This is a genomic window from Pseudochrobactrum asaccharolyticum (assembly GCF_003314995.1).
Classification (GTDB): Bacteria; Pseudomonadota; Alphaproteobacteria; order Rhizobiales; family Rhizobiaceae; genus Pseudochrobactrum; species Pseudochrobactrum asaccharolyticum.
On sequence record NZ_QNRH01000002.1, the window covers coordinates 665,043 to 682,023 of the forward strand.

The 16,981-nt window shown below is 53.8% G+C and carries 13 protein-coding genes; 8 read left to right on the plus strand and 5 right to left on the minus strand.

Going from position 1 to position 16,981, the window contains the following annotated elements; genetic code table 11:
- Positions 1-64 precede the first annotated feature (64 nt).
- From DFR47_RS07550 to DFR47_RS07585, 8 genes are all read left to right on the plus strand, one after another.
- Positions 65-496, plus strand: a complete 432-nt coding sequence (locus tag DFR47_RS07550; protein ID WP_113943993.1) for a DUF2852 domain-containing protein — start codon at positions 65-67, stop codon at positions 494-496.
- A 90-nt stretch (positions 497-586) separates the two neighbouring features.
- Positions 587-1,384 (plus strand): M48 family metallopeptidase, encoded by a 798-nt coding sequence (locus DFR47_RS07555; protein WP_113943743.1) that lies wholly within the window; start codon positions 587-589, stop codon positions 1,382-1,384.
- A gap of 67 nt (positions 1,385-1,451) precedes the next feature.
- Positions 1,452-2,114, plus strand: coding sequence for a phosphoribosylanthranilate isomerase (locus tag DFR47_RS07560; protein WP_113943744.1), 663 nt, complete (start codon positions 1,452-1,454; stop codon positions 2,112-2,114).
- A 49-nt stretch (positions 2,115-2,163) separates the two neighbouring features.
- A complete protein-coding gene (trpB, locus tag DFR47_RS07565) occupies positions 2,164-3,420 on the plus strand; it encodes a tryptophan synthase subunit beta (protein WP_113943745.1) in 1,257 nt (418 codons plus the stop codon).
- Between the two features lie 3 nt (positions 3,421-3,423).
- The gene (locus DFR47_RS07570; protein WP_113943746.1) at positions 3,424-3,894 is read left to right on the plus strand and encodes a hypothetical protein; all 471 of its coding nucleotides are present in this window, start codon (positions 3,424-3,426) and stop codon (positions 3,892-3,894) included.
- A complete protein-coding gene (trpA, locus tag DFR47_RS07575) occupies positions 3,891-4,730 on the plus strand; it encodes a tryptophan synthase subunit alpha (RefSeq protein ID WP_113943747.1) in 840 nt (279 codons plus the stop codon). Before DFR47_RS07570 ends, trpA begins: the two co-directional genes overlap by 4 nt.
- A gap of 117 nt (positions 4,731-4,847) precedes the next feature.
- Positions 4,848-5,753 (plus strand): acetyl-CoA carboxylase, carboxyltransferase subunit beta, encoded by a 906-nt coding sequence (gene accD / locus DFR47_RS07580; protein ID WP_113943748.1) that lies wholly within the window; start codon positions 4,848-4,850, stop codon positions 5,751-5,753.
- Positions 5,754-6,015: 262 nt separating this feature from the next.
- Positions 6,016-7,353 carry a bifunctional folylpolyglutamate synthase/dihydrofolate synthase gene (locus DFR47_RS07585; RefSeq protein ID WP_113943749.1) on the plus strand — a complete coding sequence of 446 codons (1,338 nt, stop codon included), beginning with the start codon at positions 6,016-6,018 and terminating at the stop codon, positions 7,351-7,353.
- A 70-nt stretch (positions 7,354-7,423) separates the two neighbouring features.
- On the opposite strand, the gene trxA is transcribed toward DFR47_RS07585, so the two are convergent.
- The 5 genes from trxA to tsaE form a co-directional block, all read right to left on the minus strand.
- The gene (gene trxA, locus DFR47_RS07590) at positions 7,424-7,744 is read right to left on the minus strand and encodes a thioredoxin (RefSeq protein ID WP_113943750.1); all 321 of its coding nucleotides are present in this window, start codon (positions 7,742-7,744) and stop codon (positions 7,424-7,426) included.
- Between the two features lie 168 nt (positions 7,745-7,912).
- Entirely contained in the window at positions 7,913-11,443 is a 3,531-nt protein-coding gene (gene addA, locus DFR47_RS07595) for a double-strand break repair helicase AddA (protein WP_374788351.1), read from the minus strand.
- Positions 11,440-14,568 carry a double-strand break repair protein AddB gene (gene addB, locus DFR47_RS07600; protein WP_113943752.1) on the minus strand — a complete coding sequence of 1,043 codons (3,129 nt, stop codon included), beginning with the start codon at positions 14,566-14,568 and terminating at the stop codon, positions 11,440-11,442. Before addB ends, addA begins: the two co-directional genes overlap by 4 nt.
- Before the next feature lie 134 nt (positions 14,569-14,702).
- On the minus strand, positions 14,703-15,443 hold the full coding sequence (locus tag DFR47_RS07605) for a nucleotidyltransferase family protein (protein WP_113943753.1): 741 nt from the start codon (positions 15,441-15,443) through the stop codon (positions 14,703-14,705).
- A 5-nt stretch (positions 15,444-15,448) separates the two neighbouring features.
- Positions 15,449-16,975, minus strand: coding sequence for a tRNA (adenosine(37)-N6)-threonylcarbamoyltransferase complex ATPase subunit type 1 TsaE (tsaE, locus tag DFR47_RS07610; protein WP_113943754.1), 1,527 nt, complete (start codon positions 16,973-16,975; stop codon positions 15,449-15,451).
- Positions 16,976-16,981 lie beyond the last annotated feature (6 nt).

Sequence of the window (16,981 nt, forward strand, 5' to 3'; positions counted from 1 at the left end):
ACACCACGTATTTTAGCAATTGATGATCACTTCTGATCGTCAAGCCGATTTACGGAGCCGTCTCATGAACAAAACCGCATTGATCCGCCCAGCCTGGACGCCGGCAACAATTGCTTTGATGGTCTTGGGCTTTGTCTTTTTCTGGCCGCTTGGCCTTGCCATGCTGGCTTATATCATCTGGGGCGACCGTTTGCCCGGTGTGAAACGCGATATCAATCAGACAACTGATGATTTTGTCGGGAAATGCCGCCGCAAAGGTCAGGAATTTTCCCGCTTCACCGGCGGTATGAATTCGACCGGCAACAGCGCTTTTGACGACTGGCGTGATAAAGAATTGAAGCGCCTTGATGAAGAACGCCGCAAGCTTGATGAAGCCCGCTCTGAATTTGAAGCACATATTCGTGAACTGCGCCGCGCTCGCGACCGTGAAGAATTCGAACGCTTCATGGCTGAACGCCGCAAAAACACATCGCAAGACGATGTGATTGCGCTGTAAGCTGCATATCCAGAAACAACCATTCTCAAAGGCGCATCAGCAGATGCGCCTTTCTTATAGTTCTAAGAGCGAATCACTTATAGTCTCTGCATGATCCTGTCTTTATTCCGCAAACCTCCGCTAAAAAAAGCAGCGAAAAAACAGCCTGCGCCGAAAGCACTGCGTGCCGAGCGAACCTATCCTGTTGCGGGTCGTACACTGCCGCTGAATATCTGGGAAAATCCGCGCGCCAAAAGACTGACTCTGCGTATTGAAACCGGCGGCAAGGCAATCCGCGTAACCGTTCCGCCACGTCTGCCGGAGCGTGAACTTGATCTGTTTATTGCCCGCCATCACGGCTGGATTGAAGCTCAGATTTCCAAAGTGCCGGTCACGGTGCCTTTCATGGATGGCAGCACTATTCATATCCGTGGCATTGCGCACCGCATCGTGCATGAACCGCTCAAGCGCGGTACCACACGGCAGGATCACGATGAAAATGGTCAGGCCATACTGATTGTGCATGGCGACGCCCATCATATGGGGAGACGCATTGCCGATTATCTCAAAAAACTGGCTAAAACCGATATTAACGGGCTGGTGCTGGTACACACGGGTCGTATCGGCAAACCGGCAACTTCTGTGCGCTTTAAAGATACAACCAGTCGCTGGGGCTCCTGCACATCGAAAGGTGATCTGGCATTCTCGTGGCGTATCATGATGGCACCGGCAGAGGTGATCAATTATCTGGTCGCTCATGAAGTAGCCCATCTGTGTGAGATGAATCACGGGCCGGATTTCTGGGCGCTTTGCACCAGACTGTGTCCTGATACACCAACATCACGGGCATGGCTCAAACGGCATGGCAGTGCGCTTCATGCGGTTTCCTTTACCTCAGTGACGGATTAAGCTGTCCCTCCGGGTTTTTACGCGCTAAACTACATACCTACTCAATAAACAGTCTGAAATTAAGCAAATGTCCTCCTCCGCTATCGAAGTTAAAATCTGCGGCCTGAAAACGCCGGAAGCCGTGGAAACCGTGCTGAAAAACGGCGCCAGCCATATCGGCTTTATCTTTTTTCCGAAAAGCCCGCGTCATGTTGAGCCTGCACAGGCAGCAAAGCTCGCAACAGCCGCCCGTGGCAAAGCCAAAATTGTTGCCGTTACTGTAAATGCCGATGATGCGCAGCTTGATGACATTGTCGCTGTGTTGCAGCCTGACATTTTACAATTGCACGGCAATGAAACACCGGAACGCGTGAGCCAAGTTAAACAGCGCTATGGCCTGCCGGTGATGAAAGCCTTTTCCATCCGCGAAAACAGTGATTTTGACGTAGTCGCGCCCTATCAGGGCATTGCAGACCGTTTTCTGTTTGACGCCAAAGCGCCAAAGGGCTCAGAGCTGCCGGGCGGCAATGGTGTCTCTTTTGACTGGAACCTCCTGAATGCACGGCAGGATCTGGGCAATTACATGCTTTCAGGCGGTCTGAACGCAGAAAATATTAATGTGGCTCTTGCCAAAACAGGCAGCTTTGCTATCGACATTTCATCAGGTGTTGAAAGCGAACCGGGCAAAAAAGACATCAAACTGATTGATGCGTTTTTTGTAGCCGTGCGTGAAGCAAGCAATACGAAATAAGACTGCCTCATCAGGCATTCATTTGAATCAAAGATCGGAAGCATATCTCATGTCGAGCGAGCTCAATTCTTTCAAAACCGGGCCGAATGAAGACGGCATGTTTGGTATTTACGGCGGGCGTTTCGTTGCTGAAACCCTGATGCCGCTGATCCTCGATCTGCAGGCAGCCTATGATGCGGCCAAGGAAGACCCTGAATTTAAAGCCGAGTTGCAGGCGCTCTCCACCCATTATGCCGGTCGTCCTTCCAAGCTGTATTATGCTGAAGGCCTGACCCGCTATGTGCGTGAACAGGCTGAAGCCAAAGGCGGTAATGCCAATGGCAAAAAAGGCGCGAAGATTTATTTCAAACGCGAAGACCTGAACCATACCGGCAGTCACAAGATCAATAACTGCCTTGGCCAGATTCTGCTTGCCAAGCGTATGGGCAAAACCCGCATCATAGCGGAAACCGGTGCCGGTCAGCACGGCGTGGCATCGGCCACTGTTGCTGCCCGCTTCGGTCTGCCATGCGTGGTCTATATGGGCGCAACGGACGTTGAACGCCAGAAGCCGAATGTGTTCCGCATGAAACTGCTCGGTGCCAAGGTCAATGCTGTGACCGCAGGTAACGGTACGCTGAAAGATGCAATGAATGAAGCCCTGCGTGACTGGGTCACCAATGTGGAAGACACCTATTACCTGATCGGCACAGCGGCCGGCCCGCATCCTTATCCCGAAATGGTTCGTGATTTTCAGTCAGCAATCGGCACTGAAGCCCGCGAACAGATGCTGGAGCGTGAAGGTCGCCTGCCGGATGCGATTATTGCGGCTGTCGGCGGCGGCTCCAATGCCATCGGCCTGTTCCATCCGTTCCTCGATGATACAACGGTAAAAATCTACGGTGTTGAAGCCGGTGGCCTCGGACTGGATGGTGACAAACATTGCGCCTCCATGACCGCAGGCAATCCGGGCGTGTTGCATGGCAACCGCACATATCTGTTGCAGAATGAAGACGGCCAGATTCTTGAAGGCCATTCGGTTTCCGCCGGTCTCGATTATCCGGGTGTCGGCCCTGAACATTCATGGCTAAAAGATACCGGCCGCGTGACTTATGTGCCGATTTTGGACGATGAAGCACTGGAAGCCTTCCAGATCACCACCCGCACAGAAGGTATTATTCCGGCACTGGAATCCTCCCATGCGATTGCACAGGCTCTGAAACTGGCACCGGAAATGGATCAGGATCAGATCATGATCGTCAATCTCTCCGGTCGCGGTGATAAAGACGTGCACACTGTCGGCGAAATTCTCGGAATGGAAATGTAATTCATGGCCGCTTTATCGCGACAGGGCAGTGATCTATACAGCCCCCGTTCCGCATGGTTCGGGCAGGTGATCACTTGCGGCTCTGCACAGATCAAGCTTAACCTTATCAGTGCGCAGTCTGACAGTCTTACCGCCGATAAAATTACAGCAGCGGCACAGCAGATCTCTGCTGCTGCCGGTGATTTCAGCGCATATGCGTTGCATGATGCAGGCTTTGCCATACTCCATGAGGGCGAAGAGGCTTTGTGGCTACTACTCCATCAATGGATTGATGGCGGTATTTGCACTCAGCATCTTTGGCGCTCGGATCTCACGGGTGCGGTCAGTTTCAGACCTGCGCCCGCGCATTTGATGGCCTGTGTCTGGGAACTCGCTATTATTGATTTTGAACGCAGGGCATGGATAGAGACGGTCATGGCAGGCTTGCCGCACACCGCTTATTTGTCACGCACGCTGCCACGAGGAAAATTATGACAAGACGTATGGATGAGAAATTTGCAGCCCTGCGTGCTGAAGGCCGCCCTGCTTTGGTCACTTACTTTATGGGTGGTGATCCGGATTACGCAACATCGGTTGAAATCATGAAAGCCCTGCCAAAGGCCGGTGCTGATGTGATTGAAATCGGCATGGCCTTCTCCGATCCGATGGCTGATGGTCCGGCCATTCAGGCAGCAGCCCTGCGCGCGCTGCATGCAGGCCAGACTTTGCCGAAAGCGCTGCAGATGGTGCGTGATTTCCGCGTGAGCGATGACACAACTCCGATCGTGCTGATGGGCTATTACAACCCGATCTATATTTACGGTGTTGAGCATTTCATCAAGGATGCACTGGAAGCCGGTATTGATGGTCTGATCGTTGTTGATCTGCCGCCGGAAATGGATAATGAGCTGTGCATTCCAGCGATTAAAGCCGGCATCAACTTCATTCGTCTGGCCACGCCGACCACAGATGCAAAGCGCCTGCCGAAAGTGCTCGAAAACACCTCCGGCTTTGTTTATTACGTTTCGATGAACGGCATTACCGGTTCAGCTTTGGCTGATACAACACAGGTCAGTGAAGCGGTTGCCCGTATCAAGAGCCACACAGACCTGCCGGTTTGTGTGGGCTTTGGTGTCCGCACTGCAGAACAGGCACAGGCTATCGGTGCTTCAGCTGACGGTGTGGTTGTCGGCTCCGCGATTGTGGCAGCGATTGCCGGTACACTGGATGCCAATGACAAGGTTCAGGGTGATCCTGTTGCCGCTGCATCGGCTGTTGTCAGTGAACTTGCATCAGGTGTTCGCAAGGCCCGCCTTGCTCCTGCCCAATAAGCAGCGTAAAATAAACAATTAACAGAGTGCCGCAAATTTGCGGCTTTCTTTGTGTTTTATGCATTTTATGTTTAAAGACACAAAAGTTTCAAGTTTTGAGAACAACGGAAAGCCCATATGAACTGGATTACGAATTATGTCCGCCCGAAGCTCAACTCCATGCTGGGGCGTCGGGAAATGCCGGAGAATCTCTGGATCAAGGACCCGTCAACCGGTGAGATGGTGTTTCATAAAGATCTGGAAAGCAATCAGTGGGTAATCCCTGCTTCCGGTCATCATATGCGTATTCCGGCCAAAGACCGTCTGCGTTTCTTCTTTGATGAAGGCAAATATGAGACTCTGGAAAGCCCGAAAGTTGCGACCGATCCGCTGAAATTCCGCGACGAAAAGAAATATATTGATCGTCTGAAAGACTATCGCAGCCGCACACAGCAGGATGATTGCATCATCAATGCGACCGGTACGATTGAAGGTCTGCCGATTGTTGCAACCGTGCAGGACTTCGCTTTCATGGGTGGCTCGCTCGGTATGGCTGCCGGTGAGGCAATCATTAAAGCAGCTGAAACTGCCCTTGCAAAGAAACGCCCTCTGGTTCTGTTTTCCGCTTCCGGCGGTGCCCGTATGCAGGAAGGTATTCTGTCGCTGATGCAGATGCCACGCACCACTGTTGCCGTGGAAATGCTGAAAGAAGCTGGCCTGCCTTATATCGTGGTGCTGACTAACCCGACCTTTGGTGGTGTAACCGCTTCTTATGCGATGCTCGGCGATATCCAAATTGCAGAACCAGGCACAATGATCGGTTTTGCCGGTGCGCGCGTGATTGAACAGACGATCCGTGAAAAGCTGCCGGAAGGTTTCCAGAGCGCGGAATACCTGCTGGATCACGGTATGATTGATATGGTGGTTTCCCGTCTGGAGATGAAAGAAACCGTTGCCCGTATCCTGAAAATCATGATGAAGCAGCCTGCGAGTGAAGCGAAAGCTGAGCTTGCTGAAACAGCAGCCCGCGCCGCTTCTGTCTGATAAGATTTTATTCTGAGCGGCAGAGTTTTTTGCCGCCAAGACAACTTTTCGCGCCGCTCAACCAGCGGCGCGTTTTCTTTTCTAAGTACCTGTTGCAAAACAGACTGCAAACTGGTCAGTTCATCTGCGATTATCAGGGCGTACGCGTAAAAGTGTGAAGCGCCTTCGCGGGGAAATCAGTCCACCGGACTGATTTCTAATCCCGCTTCGATCAGATAAGATACGCGTAAAAGCAAATAGATAGAGCATTTTCGGATCTGCCATGACACAAAATCTCACCGCCGCACATCGTATTGAACGCCTTTTGGAAAAACACCCGAAGGGTTTTGATCTGTCGCTTGAACGCATCAGCCGTCTGCTGGAAGCGCTGGGCAATCCGCAGGACAAGCTGCCGCCGATTATCCATATTGCCGGAACCAACGGCAAAGGCTCGGCCACCGCTTTCGCCCGCGCATTGCTGGAGGCGGAAGGGCTGGCCGTGCATGTGCACACCTCACCGCATCTGGTGAACTGGCATGAACGCTATCGTCTCGGACGTAAAGGTGAAACTGGTCAGCTGGTGGATGATGCAACGCTCTCGGATGCCGTTGCACGGGTAACGGAAGCGAATGGTGAACATATGATCACCGTTTTCGAAATTCTGACTGCCGTGACCTTTGTTCTCTTTGCCGAGCATCCGGCGGATGCGGTTATTCTGGAAGTTGGTCTTGGCGGGCGTTTTGATGCAACCAATGTCATCACCAAACCTGCTGTCTCACTGATCATGCCGGTTTCGCTCGATCATCAGTCCTATCTCGGTGATAAAGTAGAGATCATTGCGGCTGAAAAAGCCGGTATTATCAAACGCGGCTGTCCGGTGGTGATTGGTTATCAGAGTAGCGATGATGCCCGTCAGGTGATGATTGATATTGCAGACCGGCTGCGCTGCGCTGTCAGCGTCTTCGGGCAGGATTTTCTTGCCTATCAGGAACATGGCCGTATGGTCTATCAGGATGAGAGCGGCTTGATTGATCTGCCGCTGCCGCGCCTGCCGGGTCGTCACCAGATTGCCAATGCCGCTGCCGCCATCAAAGCCGTGCGCGAAGCCGGTTTTGCGTTAAGCGATCAGGCTGTTGAGAAAGCCATGACATCTGTGACTTGGCCTGCCCGTATGCAGCGCCTGACACAGGGCGATCTGATCCGTTTTGCCCCTGAAAAGGCAGAAATCTGGCTCGACGGCGGGCATAATCCGGGTGCTGGCGTGGTCATTGCCGAAGCTCTGGCTGAACTTGAAGAACGCGATCCGCGTCCGCTCTATCTGATTACCGGTATGATCAACACCAAAGATCCGGTTGGTTATTTTGAAGCTTTCACCGGCATGGCCAGACAGGTCTATACGGTAGCAATCAGCTCAAGCGATTCCGGTATTGATCATGAAACGCTTGCCGATGCAGCGCGCAGAGCCGGTTTGGAAGCTCTGCCGGTCGCCAGTGTGGCTGACGGGCTGAAAGCCATCAAAGAACAGGTCAAAGATGAGGTGATTGCCCCGCGCATTCTGATCGGCGGCTCGCTTTATCTGGCAGGTGATGTGCTGGCAGCGAACAACACGCCACCGCAATAAGCGATGATCTGTACAAACAAAAAGCCCCGCATAACTGCTTATGCGGGGCTTTTTTATAGTTTTCATCTGATTAAGCCGAAGCTTTGATCCAGTCAGCCAGACGGCTCTTTGGTGCTGCACCAACCATATTGGCAGCGATTTCACCATTTTTGAACATCAGCAATGTCGGGATGGAACGTACGCCATATTGCGCTGCCAGTTCCGGATTTTCATCGATATTCACTTTGGCGATCTTTACCTGACCGGCCATTTCCGATGAAATTTCTTCCAGAGCCGGTGCAATCATTTTGCAAGGTCCGCACCATTCGGCCCAGAAATCCACCACAACCGGTTCAGAAGCTTTCAGCACATCGGATTCGAAATTGCTATTGTCAATTTTAACGGTCGCCATTGGCTTTCCTCTTTCACTGATACAGGACATATCCTGAGTTCAAATTCATTATTAGCTGATATGTGGTGTCATTGTGATGAAAGGTCAATAATAAAGCAGTTTCCATGTCAATACAGGAGCCGGTTTGTTACCGGAAGCTAGTAACTACAGTTCATGCCTCCCATCCCGTCATACAGCTTTACCCAGCGCAATCAGTGCCTGTTCTATCACATCCTCATCCAGCACAATCAGATGCGGCCCCTCGGTAAACAGCAACGCAGCCTCAACACGTTTATGCGGATAAAGCGGCTCAACCAGCGCGCGATACAATGCAAGCTGAGTGATATAGGCCTGCGGCACTTCCTGTTGTGTGCGTGCAGGCGGGCGATTGCTCTTATAATCCACAATCAGCACACGGTCGTCTTCAATACAAATCCGGTCAATCTGGCCGGAAACAACCTGTTCCTTGCCGCGCAGTTGCAGTTTACCCATCAGCGAGATTTCTGCTTTGGAGGCCGGTGAAAATACCGCAGCGAATTGCGAATCCTCCAGAATAGTGCTGACCGCTGCCAGTACTTTTTCACGTTGTGATTCGTGCCAATCACCGGCAGCAATATTCAGATAACGCCGTGCCGCCTGTTCGCGTTGTTCAGCAGGCAAATCCGGCAAACGTTGCAGCAATGTGTGAATTACCGTTCCGCGCTGCAAGCCGAAGCTGCGGCCACTGCCCTCACTTTGTGCGCCCTGCTCCAGAACCGGCGATCCGCTGCGCACAACCTGCTCCGCATCGGCCTCAATCAAAGCGGAGGCGCCGGATGGTGTCAGCGGGCGTGGCAGCCCCTGCTCCGGCTCCAACGGCCTGCGATAATGCTCAGGCAATGGCGGATAGGCGGTCTCAGTCGCATCCGCTTTGTCCTGTATCTCCAGTTCCGCCAGTTCTGTCTTGCGATAGCGGCGTGCGCTCACACCCTCAACCGGATGATCATAGGCTACAGCCTCATCACCCAGCCCGTCAGAGGCCAGTTTCAACCATGTATTTTCGCTCTCGCGCTCGCCGCGATAGCCGCACAGGATCAGCCGGTCTTCGGCGCGGGTCATGCCGACATAAAGCAGACGGCGATATTCTTCCTCAGAGCGGGTTTTGAGCTCTTCCAGCAGCTCCGCAGTAAAACCGGTGCCGTAATCGCTCTTCGGCAGCCAGAGAAAGCCCTTGCCCTCATAACCGTCCGGCTCTGCCATATCAAAACTCAGGAGCTTTGGCGCACGTCCTGCTGACCATGCGGCATTGCCGGGATCAACCATAAAGACCACAGCCGCTTCCAGCCCCTTGGAGGCATGAACCGTCATGATACGCACTTCATCGCGGTTCTGATCCAGCTCGCGCTTGATCTCCGGTGAGGCTGCTTCCAGCGTTTCCAAAAAGGCCTGTAGCCCGGGAAGACCGCTGCGCTCGGTTGCCAATGCGTAGTTCTGAAACTCGTCGATCACGTCACCGGCTTCCGGCCCGAGCCGCGCCAGCAATTTACGCCGTCCGCCATCCTGTCCGAGAATACGGGCATAGAACTCAAAGACCGGCATTGTATCGGCCATATTGCGCCAGCGACGCATTTTTGTGTGCAGCACCTGCCATGCGCCCGCATCCGGCGCATCGCTTTCACTCAGCTTCTCCATCGCTGTATAAAGTGTCTGCTTGGTGCCGCGCGGCTGCGCAAGACGATAAAGCTGCTCCTCAGTCAAACCAAAGAGCGGGCTTTTCAGCACGCTTGCCAGTGACAGATCATCCGCCGGTTGCAGTACAAAGCGCCCGACAGCCATCAGGTCTTTAATCCCGATATGGCTGGTGAGGCGCAGACGATCAGCACCGGCCACCGGCACACCACGATTTTTCAAGGCACGAGACAGCGCAGGCATAAAGAGATCACGCTTGCGTACCAGCACCATAATATCGCGTGGCTCCATGCGCCGCCCTTTGCCATGGATCGGTTCGCCTGTGTCCAGCCAATGGCGAATGGTGGTGGCAATCTGCTCAGCCAGCTTGACGGCCGGTGCAGGTAGCTGGTCAATCGGCGTGCGCCAGTCCTCAACCTCTTCAACCTTTTCCGGCGTCAGAATATCCCAGACCTCAACCTCACCGGCATCATTGGAACGGATCGCCGCATGGACGGTCGGCTGTCGCTCAATACCAAGTCCGCGAAAAGCCTCTTCGCGCGAAAACACCGTATCCACCGCCGACAACACATCCGGTGTGGAGCGGAACGAGAAATTGAGGCTGACTTTTTCAAAGCTCAATTCCGCACGGGCTGCCATGCGTGAAACCGCTTTGCCGGTCGCAGCAAAATCCTCAGGACGTGCGCCCTGAAAGGAATAGATCGACTGTTTCTCATCACCCACAGCGAAAAGGGTACGACGCACGTCACGCTGCCCCGAGCCGGAGAAGAACTCGGCGGAGAGCATATTAATCACCTGCCACTGTTCAGGGCTGGTATCCTGCGCCTCATCGACCAGAATATGGTCGATACCGCGATCAAGCTTATACTGCACCCACATGCCCGCGCCGTTGCGCGACAAAAGCGAGACGGTGCGGTTGATCAGATCATCAAAGTCCAGCAAGCCGCGATTGCGCTTCATCTTCTCATAACGCGACAGCAGATCATCAATCAGTGTGAAAGCCGCAAGATTGAGCCGGATCAGCTTCAGCAGTTTAAGCCGGTCGAGCCCCTCATGAATATCGGCAGCAACGCGGTTAAAGTCGTCTTCGAAATCCGGCAGTTCCGCTTTAACTGCTGCGGTCGCCACCCATGAGCCGTTTTTCGGCTCGCCTGTGGATTTGAGAAATGCCTTGCGCAGAATATCCTGCATTTGTGCCGGTGTGGTCTGCGGTTTGATCATCCGTAATTGCAGCACCACATCCTGCGCACGGGCAGCAGGTTTGCGCAGGTTCATCACCGCATCCAGCACATCTTCTGAAAATTCAGCCACCGGCCAGAGATCGGAGAGAATATCAGCTTCAGTGTCTTGCCGTTCGAAGCCGAAATGATGGTAGAAAACATCCTGACGGGTTTCGGCAACGCCGGTCTGCCGGATAAATCCATGCAAGGCATGGCGCTTGGACACCGCTTCATCCAGCAGGTTTTCCAGCCCCATTTCACCGGCGGTTTCCAGCACCGTGGCAAAAGCTTCAGCCAGACCCGCATGGGCAGAGGTGGAGGCCACTTCCAGCAATTGCCGCCGTGCTTCCCCTACCAGCGCCGTCTGCATCATATCGTCGAGCATTTCAAAATGACCGGCAATATTCGCTTCGAGCGGAAACTGGTGCAGAATGGATTCACAAAAAGCATGAATGGTCTGGATTTTCAAACCACCCGGCGTTTCCAAAGCGCGGGCAAACAAACGTCGTGCAATTTCAAGACGGATTGCATCGGGCTCACGCTTTTCCAGATCTTTGAGCTTTTGGCTCAAGCCTTCATCATCCAGCACTGCCCACTCCGACAAGCGCTGAAAGACACGGTTCTGCATCACTGCCGCTGCAGCTTTAGTATAGGTCAGACAAAGTATTTTAGACGGGTCTGTGCCCTCCAGCAGCAGCCGGATCACCCGTTCTGTCAGCACATGAGTTTTACCGGAACCGGCATTGGCCGATACCCAGACAGAATCATAAGGGTTTGCAGCCTTAGCCTGTGCATCAATGGTTTCCTGCGGAATGATTTTAAGTTTCATTATGCATCTCCGCCTTCGTCTGCTCCGCCCGCTGACCACTCCAGAACTCGCGCCAGATGATCATAATCACCCGTCAGATCACTTTCGCGGAACGGTAAAGCACGGGAACGATATCCCTGCTCCTCGCGATTATATTCCGTGAGCAATTCTCCGAGGCGCGTCCACGATTCCTCACCCAGTTCCACAGCCGTCTTCACGCTGGCACCACGATCCGTACTGAGAATGGATTCCGGCTTAAGCCTTCCGCCCCCCTGCAAACGCACATAGAGCAAGTCCTGCGCATCGCTCTGGCCGATCTCTTTAAAGGCACCACGGCGCAACAGAGCTGCCTCCAACGCCAGTTGCGGCGACAAAAGCACATGAGCCTGGCGCACCGATGGTGTGGAACCGGTCTTATAGTCGATCACTACCGTCGTGCCGTCGCGCATCACATCAATACGGTCAGCACGACCGGACAGTGTCACAGCCAGCGGCTCGACAACCGCTTTTGCCGATGAAATCTCCGCATGACGTTCATGCACATAAGGCGCACGCTCACGCTCCCAATGCAAAAATTCCGGTATCAACGCGGTGAAGCGCGGCCACCACACGGCTTCAATCTCCGGCGGCAGATCGGCATCGGTAAAAGCACCGCGCCCGATTTCCAGTAATTCTTCTTCTGCCTGCGATGACAGAGGATCAATATCGCGGCGGGTAAATTCGCCGAGAATATCATGAAACAGCGTTCCGCGTTCAGCTGCAGCAGGATCGCGGATCAGTGGTTCCAATGCACGCAGACGCAGGATTTTTTTGGCATAGATCGCGTAAGGATCGCGGCGCAGTGTTTCAATTTCCGTGACCGAGAAATGTTTCGGCCGTGCATCAACCGGCGGTTTCGGTTCCGGACGCGAGACAAACGGTACATCGGGGCTGACATCGAGCAGACGCGCCCAGTACAGATATTTCCCGCCGCGCTCACGCATGGCGTCCGTTACCGCTTTACCCGTCACTGTTTCCAGTCGCAGCAACCAGCGTGATGGCACAGTCGGTGCATTTTCAGAGCGCTGTGAGCGGGAGAAAATCACCTGCTCCATACCCGTTGCCATGGCAAAATCATGGGCAGCCAAGCCGGTTCGCACTTCCGGCGGATCAAGTGCGATCATGCCCTTCATCGGACGTGACATAAACGGATCATTGCGGGTTTTCGCCGGCCAAATCCCCTCATTCAACCCGCCGACAATCACTGTATCAACCGTCTGAAGACGCGCTTCCAGTGCACCCCAGATAAACACACGCGGATGACCACCCGGATGCGGCTTGACCGTTTCATTGGCCAGCAGCGCTTCAAACATATCCGGCCATTCTTCGGCCAAAAAATCCAGCCCTGTATCGGCAGCAATCAGCTGGCGCAGAAACGCACTGAATTGCTCGCCCTGCTGCCCCTGATAGAGCAGATGCACCGTATCATCGATATCCCGCGCCAGATTTTCCAGTGCCTCGACACTCGCCCGCATGATCTGCGGAACTTCAATCCGCGCTTGAATGCGGATGAGATCGGTCAGCGGTGCCACAGCAGCCGTCATTGCCGCACAGAAAGTCTGCAACTGGATAAGCTCTGCCGCCGCAATATTATCCTGCCACGCCGGTTCATAAGGCTTGGCAGAGGCTTCCATCATTTTCTGTTCAAGGAAGCCCGGCAGATCAGCAATATCCGCCCTTCCCGTACCACCACGCAGGGCAACCAGTTCCAGCATTTCCGCAGCACGACGCAGATCACCGCGCTTTTGCCCCAGCCGCACCAGCGGATGCTTGGCCAGTGACAGCAGTGCCACCGGATCACCCGGTTCAAACACACACGTAATCAACAGGCGCAGCAGAATAACCGCTTCCGTATCGCGCAGGAGTTTACCGCCGGAATCATCCGCATCAATACCGAAACGGGTGAGTTCCAGCACCACACGCCGCGCCAAATTACGGTCAACCGTCACCAGCGCTGCGGTTTTATCCGGTTCTTCAATCGCATCACGTAACGCCAGTGCGACTGCCAGTGCTTCTTCACGCTCATTGGATGTTTCGATCAGCGCCACATTCTGCATCGCATCGCGCACCGCTTCGCGCTCGAGCTGCAAATGCCCCCATAGGTCTGTGGTTTCTGCCGGACGCAGCGCCTCACTGACAATGTGCTCGCGCATACGCTTGGCCGGATTTTCAATATCCAGATGCTGCACATCCTCACGACGGCATTGCATCTGATCCAGAAGCTTGCGCAGCCCATATTGCGGATGGCCATAGGTGGACGGATTATTCAGCCCGTCGGCAAGCAAGGTCCATGCCTTCTCGTCCAGATCACGATCCAGCCCCGGAAATACCACAGCGCCCTTTGGCAAACGGGCAATCGTTGCTACCAGTTTTGCTGTTGCCGGAATAGAACCGGTGGAACCGGCCACAATCACAGGGCCTTGCGGCGGATTTTTCTGCATCCGCTGCGTTTCAAATTCAATCAACCAGTTGCGGTGCTGCGATGCATTGGAACGGTTACGCTCGGCCAGCACATCCGGCCAGATTTTGGTGACGATTTCCAGAAATTGCAGTGTCACCCGCCACCAATCGGCAAGCTCTTCCGGTGCAATCAGACCAAGCTCGCTCCAGCTTGCGCCTTCTGTCTCCACCTGATCCATCAGCCGCACCAGATCACGCGCCAGCCAAATGGCATCAGCAGTGGTTGCCGGAATGGCAATATCCTCTGCACCGAACATGGCACGGATATGCGACGGCAGGCTTTCGCGCCACGGGCGGATCAACTGTGCGAGTAACAGCAGACGCTCCGGCTCGCTCATAGGCGGCGCAAGCTGGAGAAATTCTTCTGCGGCACTGTCAAACAGCGCGGCACTTTCCTCCACATCACCCAGCGGGCGGATAGATGGCAACAGAGCCGCATTAGCCGGGTTGCGGTCAACCAGCAAGGCACGCAGCGCACGCGCCGCACGACGCGTCGGCACATAGATCACCGCGCCAGCCAGCGCCAGCGGATTGCCTGCATCAGCGCCAAAGCCTTCGATCAGCTCACCATTCAACAAAGCATCGGCAAAACGCGGCAGAAATGGTGTTCCCGATGCAATCGAATAAAGACGCGGACGCCGCTCGCTCATAGACCCGTCTCCCAGATATCAAAGCGTATCCCGAAAAGTGTGAAGCGGTTTTCGGATAAGATACGCGTAAAAAATAAATAATAGAGCATTTTCTATAGGTTACAGCAAACCGGAAATGCTCTGATTACTTCGCTTTATGCGAGTGTCAAAAGGGCAGCTTCTGCCTCGCCGATCGCTTCCGGCGTACCGACCGTCAGCCAATGCCCCTGCATAACCATACCGTAAAGCCGGTTTGCGGCAATGGCTGCGTTAAAATAGCTGTTGAGAGAAGAAACGCTGATTTCTTTACCGGCAAAGAGCTGCGGATTAACCAGCGCCGCACCGGCATAAATATAATCGGAACGCTCATCCGCCGCTACACGGCGCAGTGTGCCGTCTTGATTGAGATGAAAATCTCCGCGCCCCTCATGACCGGTGGAATGGTGCCGGTCTGCCAGCATAAGCAGAATATCCATCCGGTTCTCATCCCAGTTCTGCGCCAGCTTTTTAAGGTTAGAGCTTTGATCATCCACCCAAAATGTATCGGCATTGAGGATGTAAAAAGTCTTGTTTCCGAGTTCCGGCAAGGCTTTGACAATACCGCCTGCGGAATCGAGCAGTAACTCACGTTCGTCGGAAATGGTGATCGCAATGTCATTACGGGTTTTCAGATGCTCTTCCATCTGATCGGCCAGATAATGCACATTAACCACGGCCTTTTTAACACCGGCCTCAACCAGCGCATCCAGCCCGCGATCAATCAATGTGCGACCTGCAACTTCGATCAGCGGCTTTGGTGTGGTCAGGGTCAGCGGACGCATCCGTGTGCCCAAACCGCCTGCCAATACCATGGCTGTATCAGGGGCGAATGCTTCTGAATTTTTCTTATCCGGCATGGGGTTTAATCCTGCAAAAGACCGTTTTTCTGATACCAGTCTTTGACCGGTGCGAGTGCCGGATGCTGCAAGGCACGGGCTGCATAGGCCTGAATGCGCGGCAGATGCTGCAAATAAGCAGGCTTACCATCGCGCTTGAACAGGCGCACAAAAATACCGAGAATTTTGGTGTTACGCTGTGCAGCCATAATCGCATAGGCCGAGCGGAAGGCTTCTTCGTCAAAATTTTTGGTCAGTTTGCGGCGCTCATCGCAATAGGCTGCTACAATCTGATCCTGCAACTCATCGGCAATTGTCACACGCGCATCCATTGCCAGTGACGCCAGATCATAGGCCGACGGGCCGATCATCGCATCCTGAAAATCAATGATGCCAAGGCGGTCAATGCCTTCGGCCTTTTCCTGCCAGAGAATATTCGGTGAATGATAATCGCGCATCAGCAAATTATATTCTGCATTCTCAAGGCTTTTGAACACGCTGTCCCATGCCTGTTCAAAGCTTTGTGTCTGGTCTGCACTGGCAGGCTCGCCCTGCACATAAGGCAGATACCAGACCGGCAGCAATTCTGCTTCGATCAGCATCGCATCACGATCAAACATATGCAGATGATGGGTGCGGTCTTCACTGATCGTAATATCCTGCGGCCAGTCATGCTGATGCAAATGCGCCAGCATTCGTGCTGCCGCTACATAGCGTTCTGCCAATGGCTTACCTTCGCTATCCAGCACACCTTCCGTGCCGAGATGTTCCATCAGCAAAAAGCCGCGATCGAGATTGATTGCGCGCATTTCCGGAACGCGAAAACCCTTTTCAGACAGCAACCGGTTCATCGCAACGAAAGCATCCATATTCTCCGCCAGATGGGCAATCTGGCGATAGGGACGTCCGTCTTTAACCGGCGGATCATAAGGCATAGCCGGTGCATTCATCAGGATTTCAGTGCCGCTGTCGCTGGTGATCAATTCATAGCCGCGCGGGGATGCATCCCCCAGCAGATAGCGGCGGGAGACATTATGGCGACCTGATTTTCCGAGAAAACTACGAATACCGAGCGAGCGGGAAATACGGCGTGCCGCTTTGGCTGTTACTTCCATCATCAGGCGACGACCATCACCTTCATGATCAATCGTGATCGCAATCGTTGGCGCAGGCAAAACGCCCTCACCCTGCTGCGGCCACTCGACCAGAACAGCACCGCTTTCCAGCGCCTCATCAAGCCCCAGCTCATCGAGTTCTTCCGGTGAGGACAGACGATAGAGATCAGTGTGGACTACAGGCAGCCGTAATTCAGGATAGGATTGCACCAGTGTAAAAGTCGGGCTTGGCACTTCATAGAAATCATCATTGGCAATTGTGCGAATAATTGCCCGCGCTAAAGTGGACTTGCCTGCGCCCAGATCACCTTTTAGAGTGACGAGATCGCCTTTAGCGAGTGCCAGTGCGATGTCTTCCGCAAAACGGATCATCGCGGCTTCATTTTCCAGCACCAGCTCTACCGTATAGAGAGTACTGCTATCCTGTTCATCAGCCATGCCAGC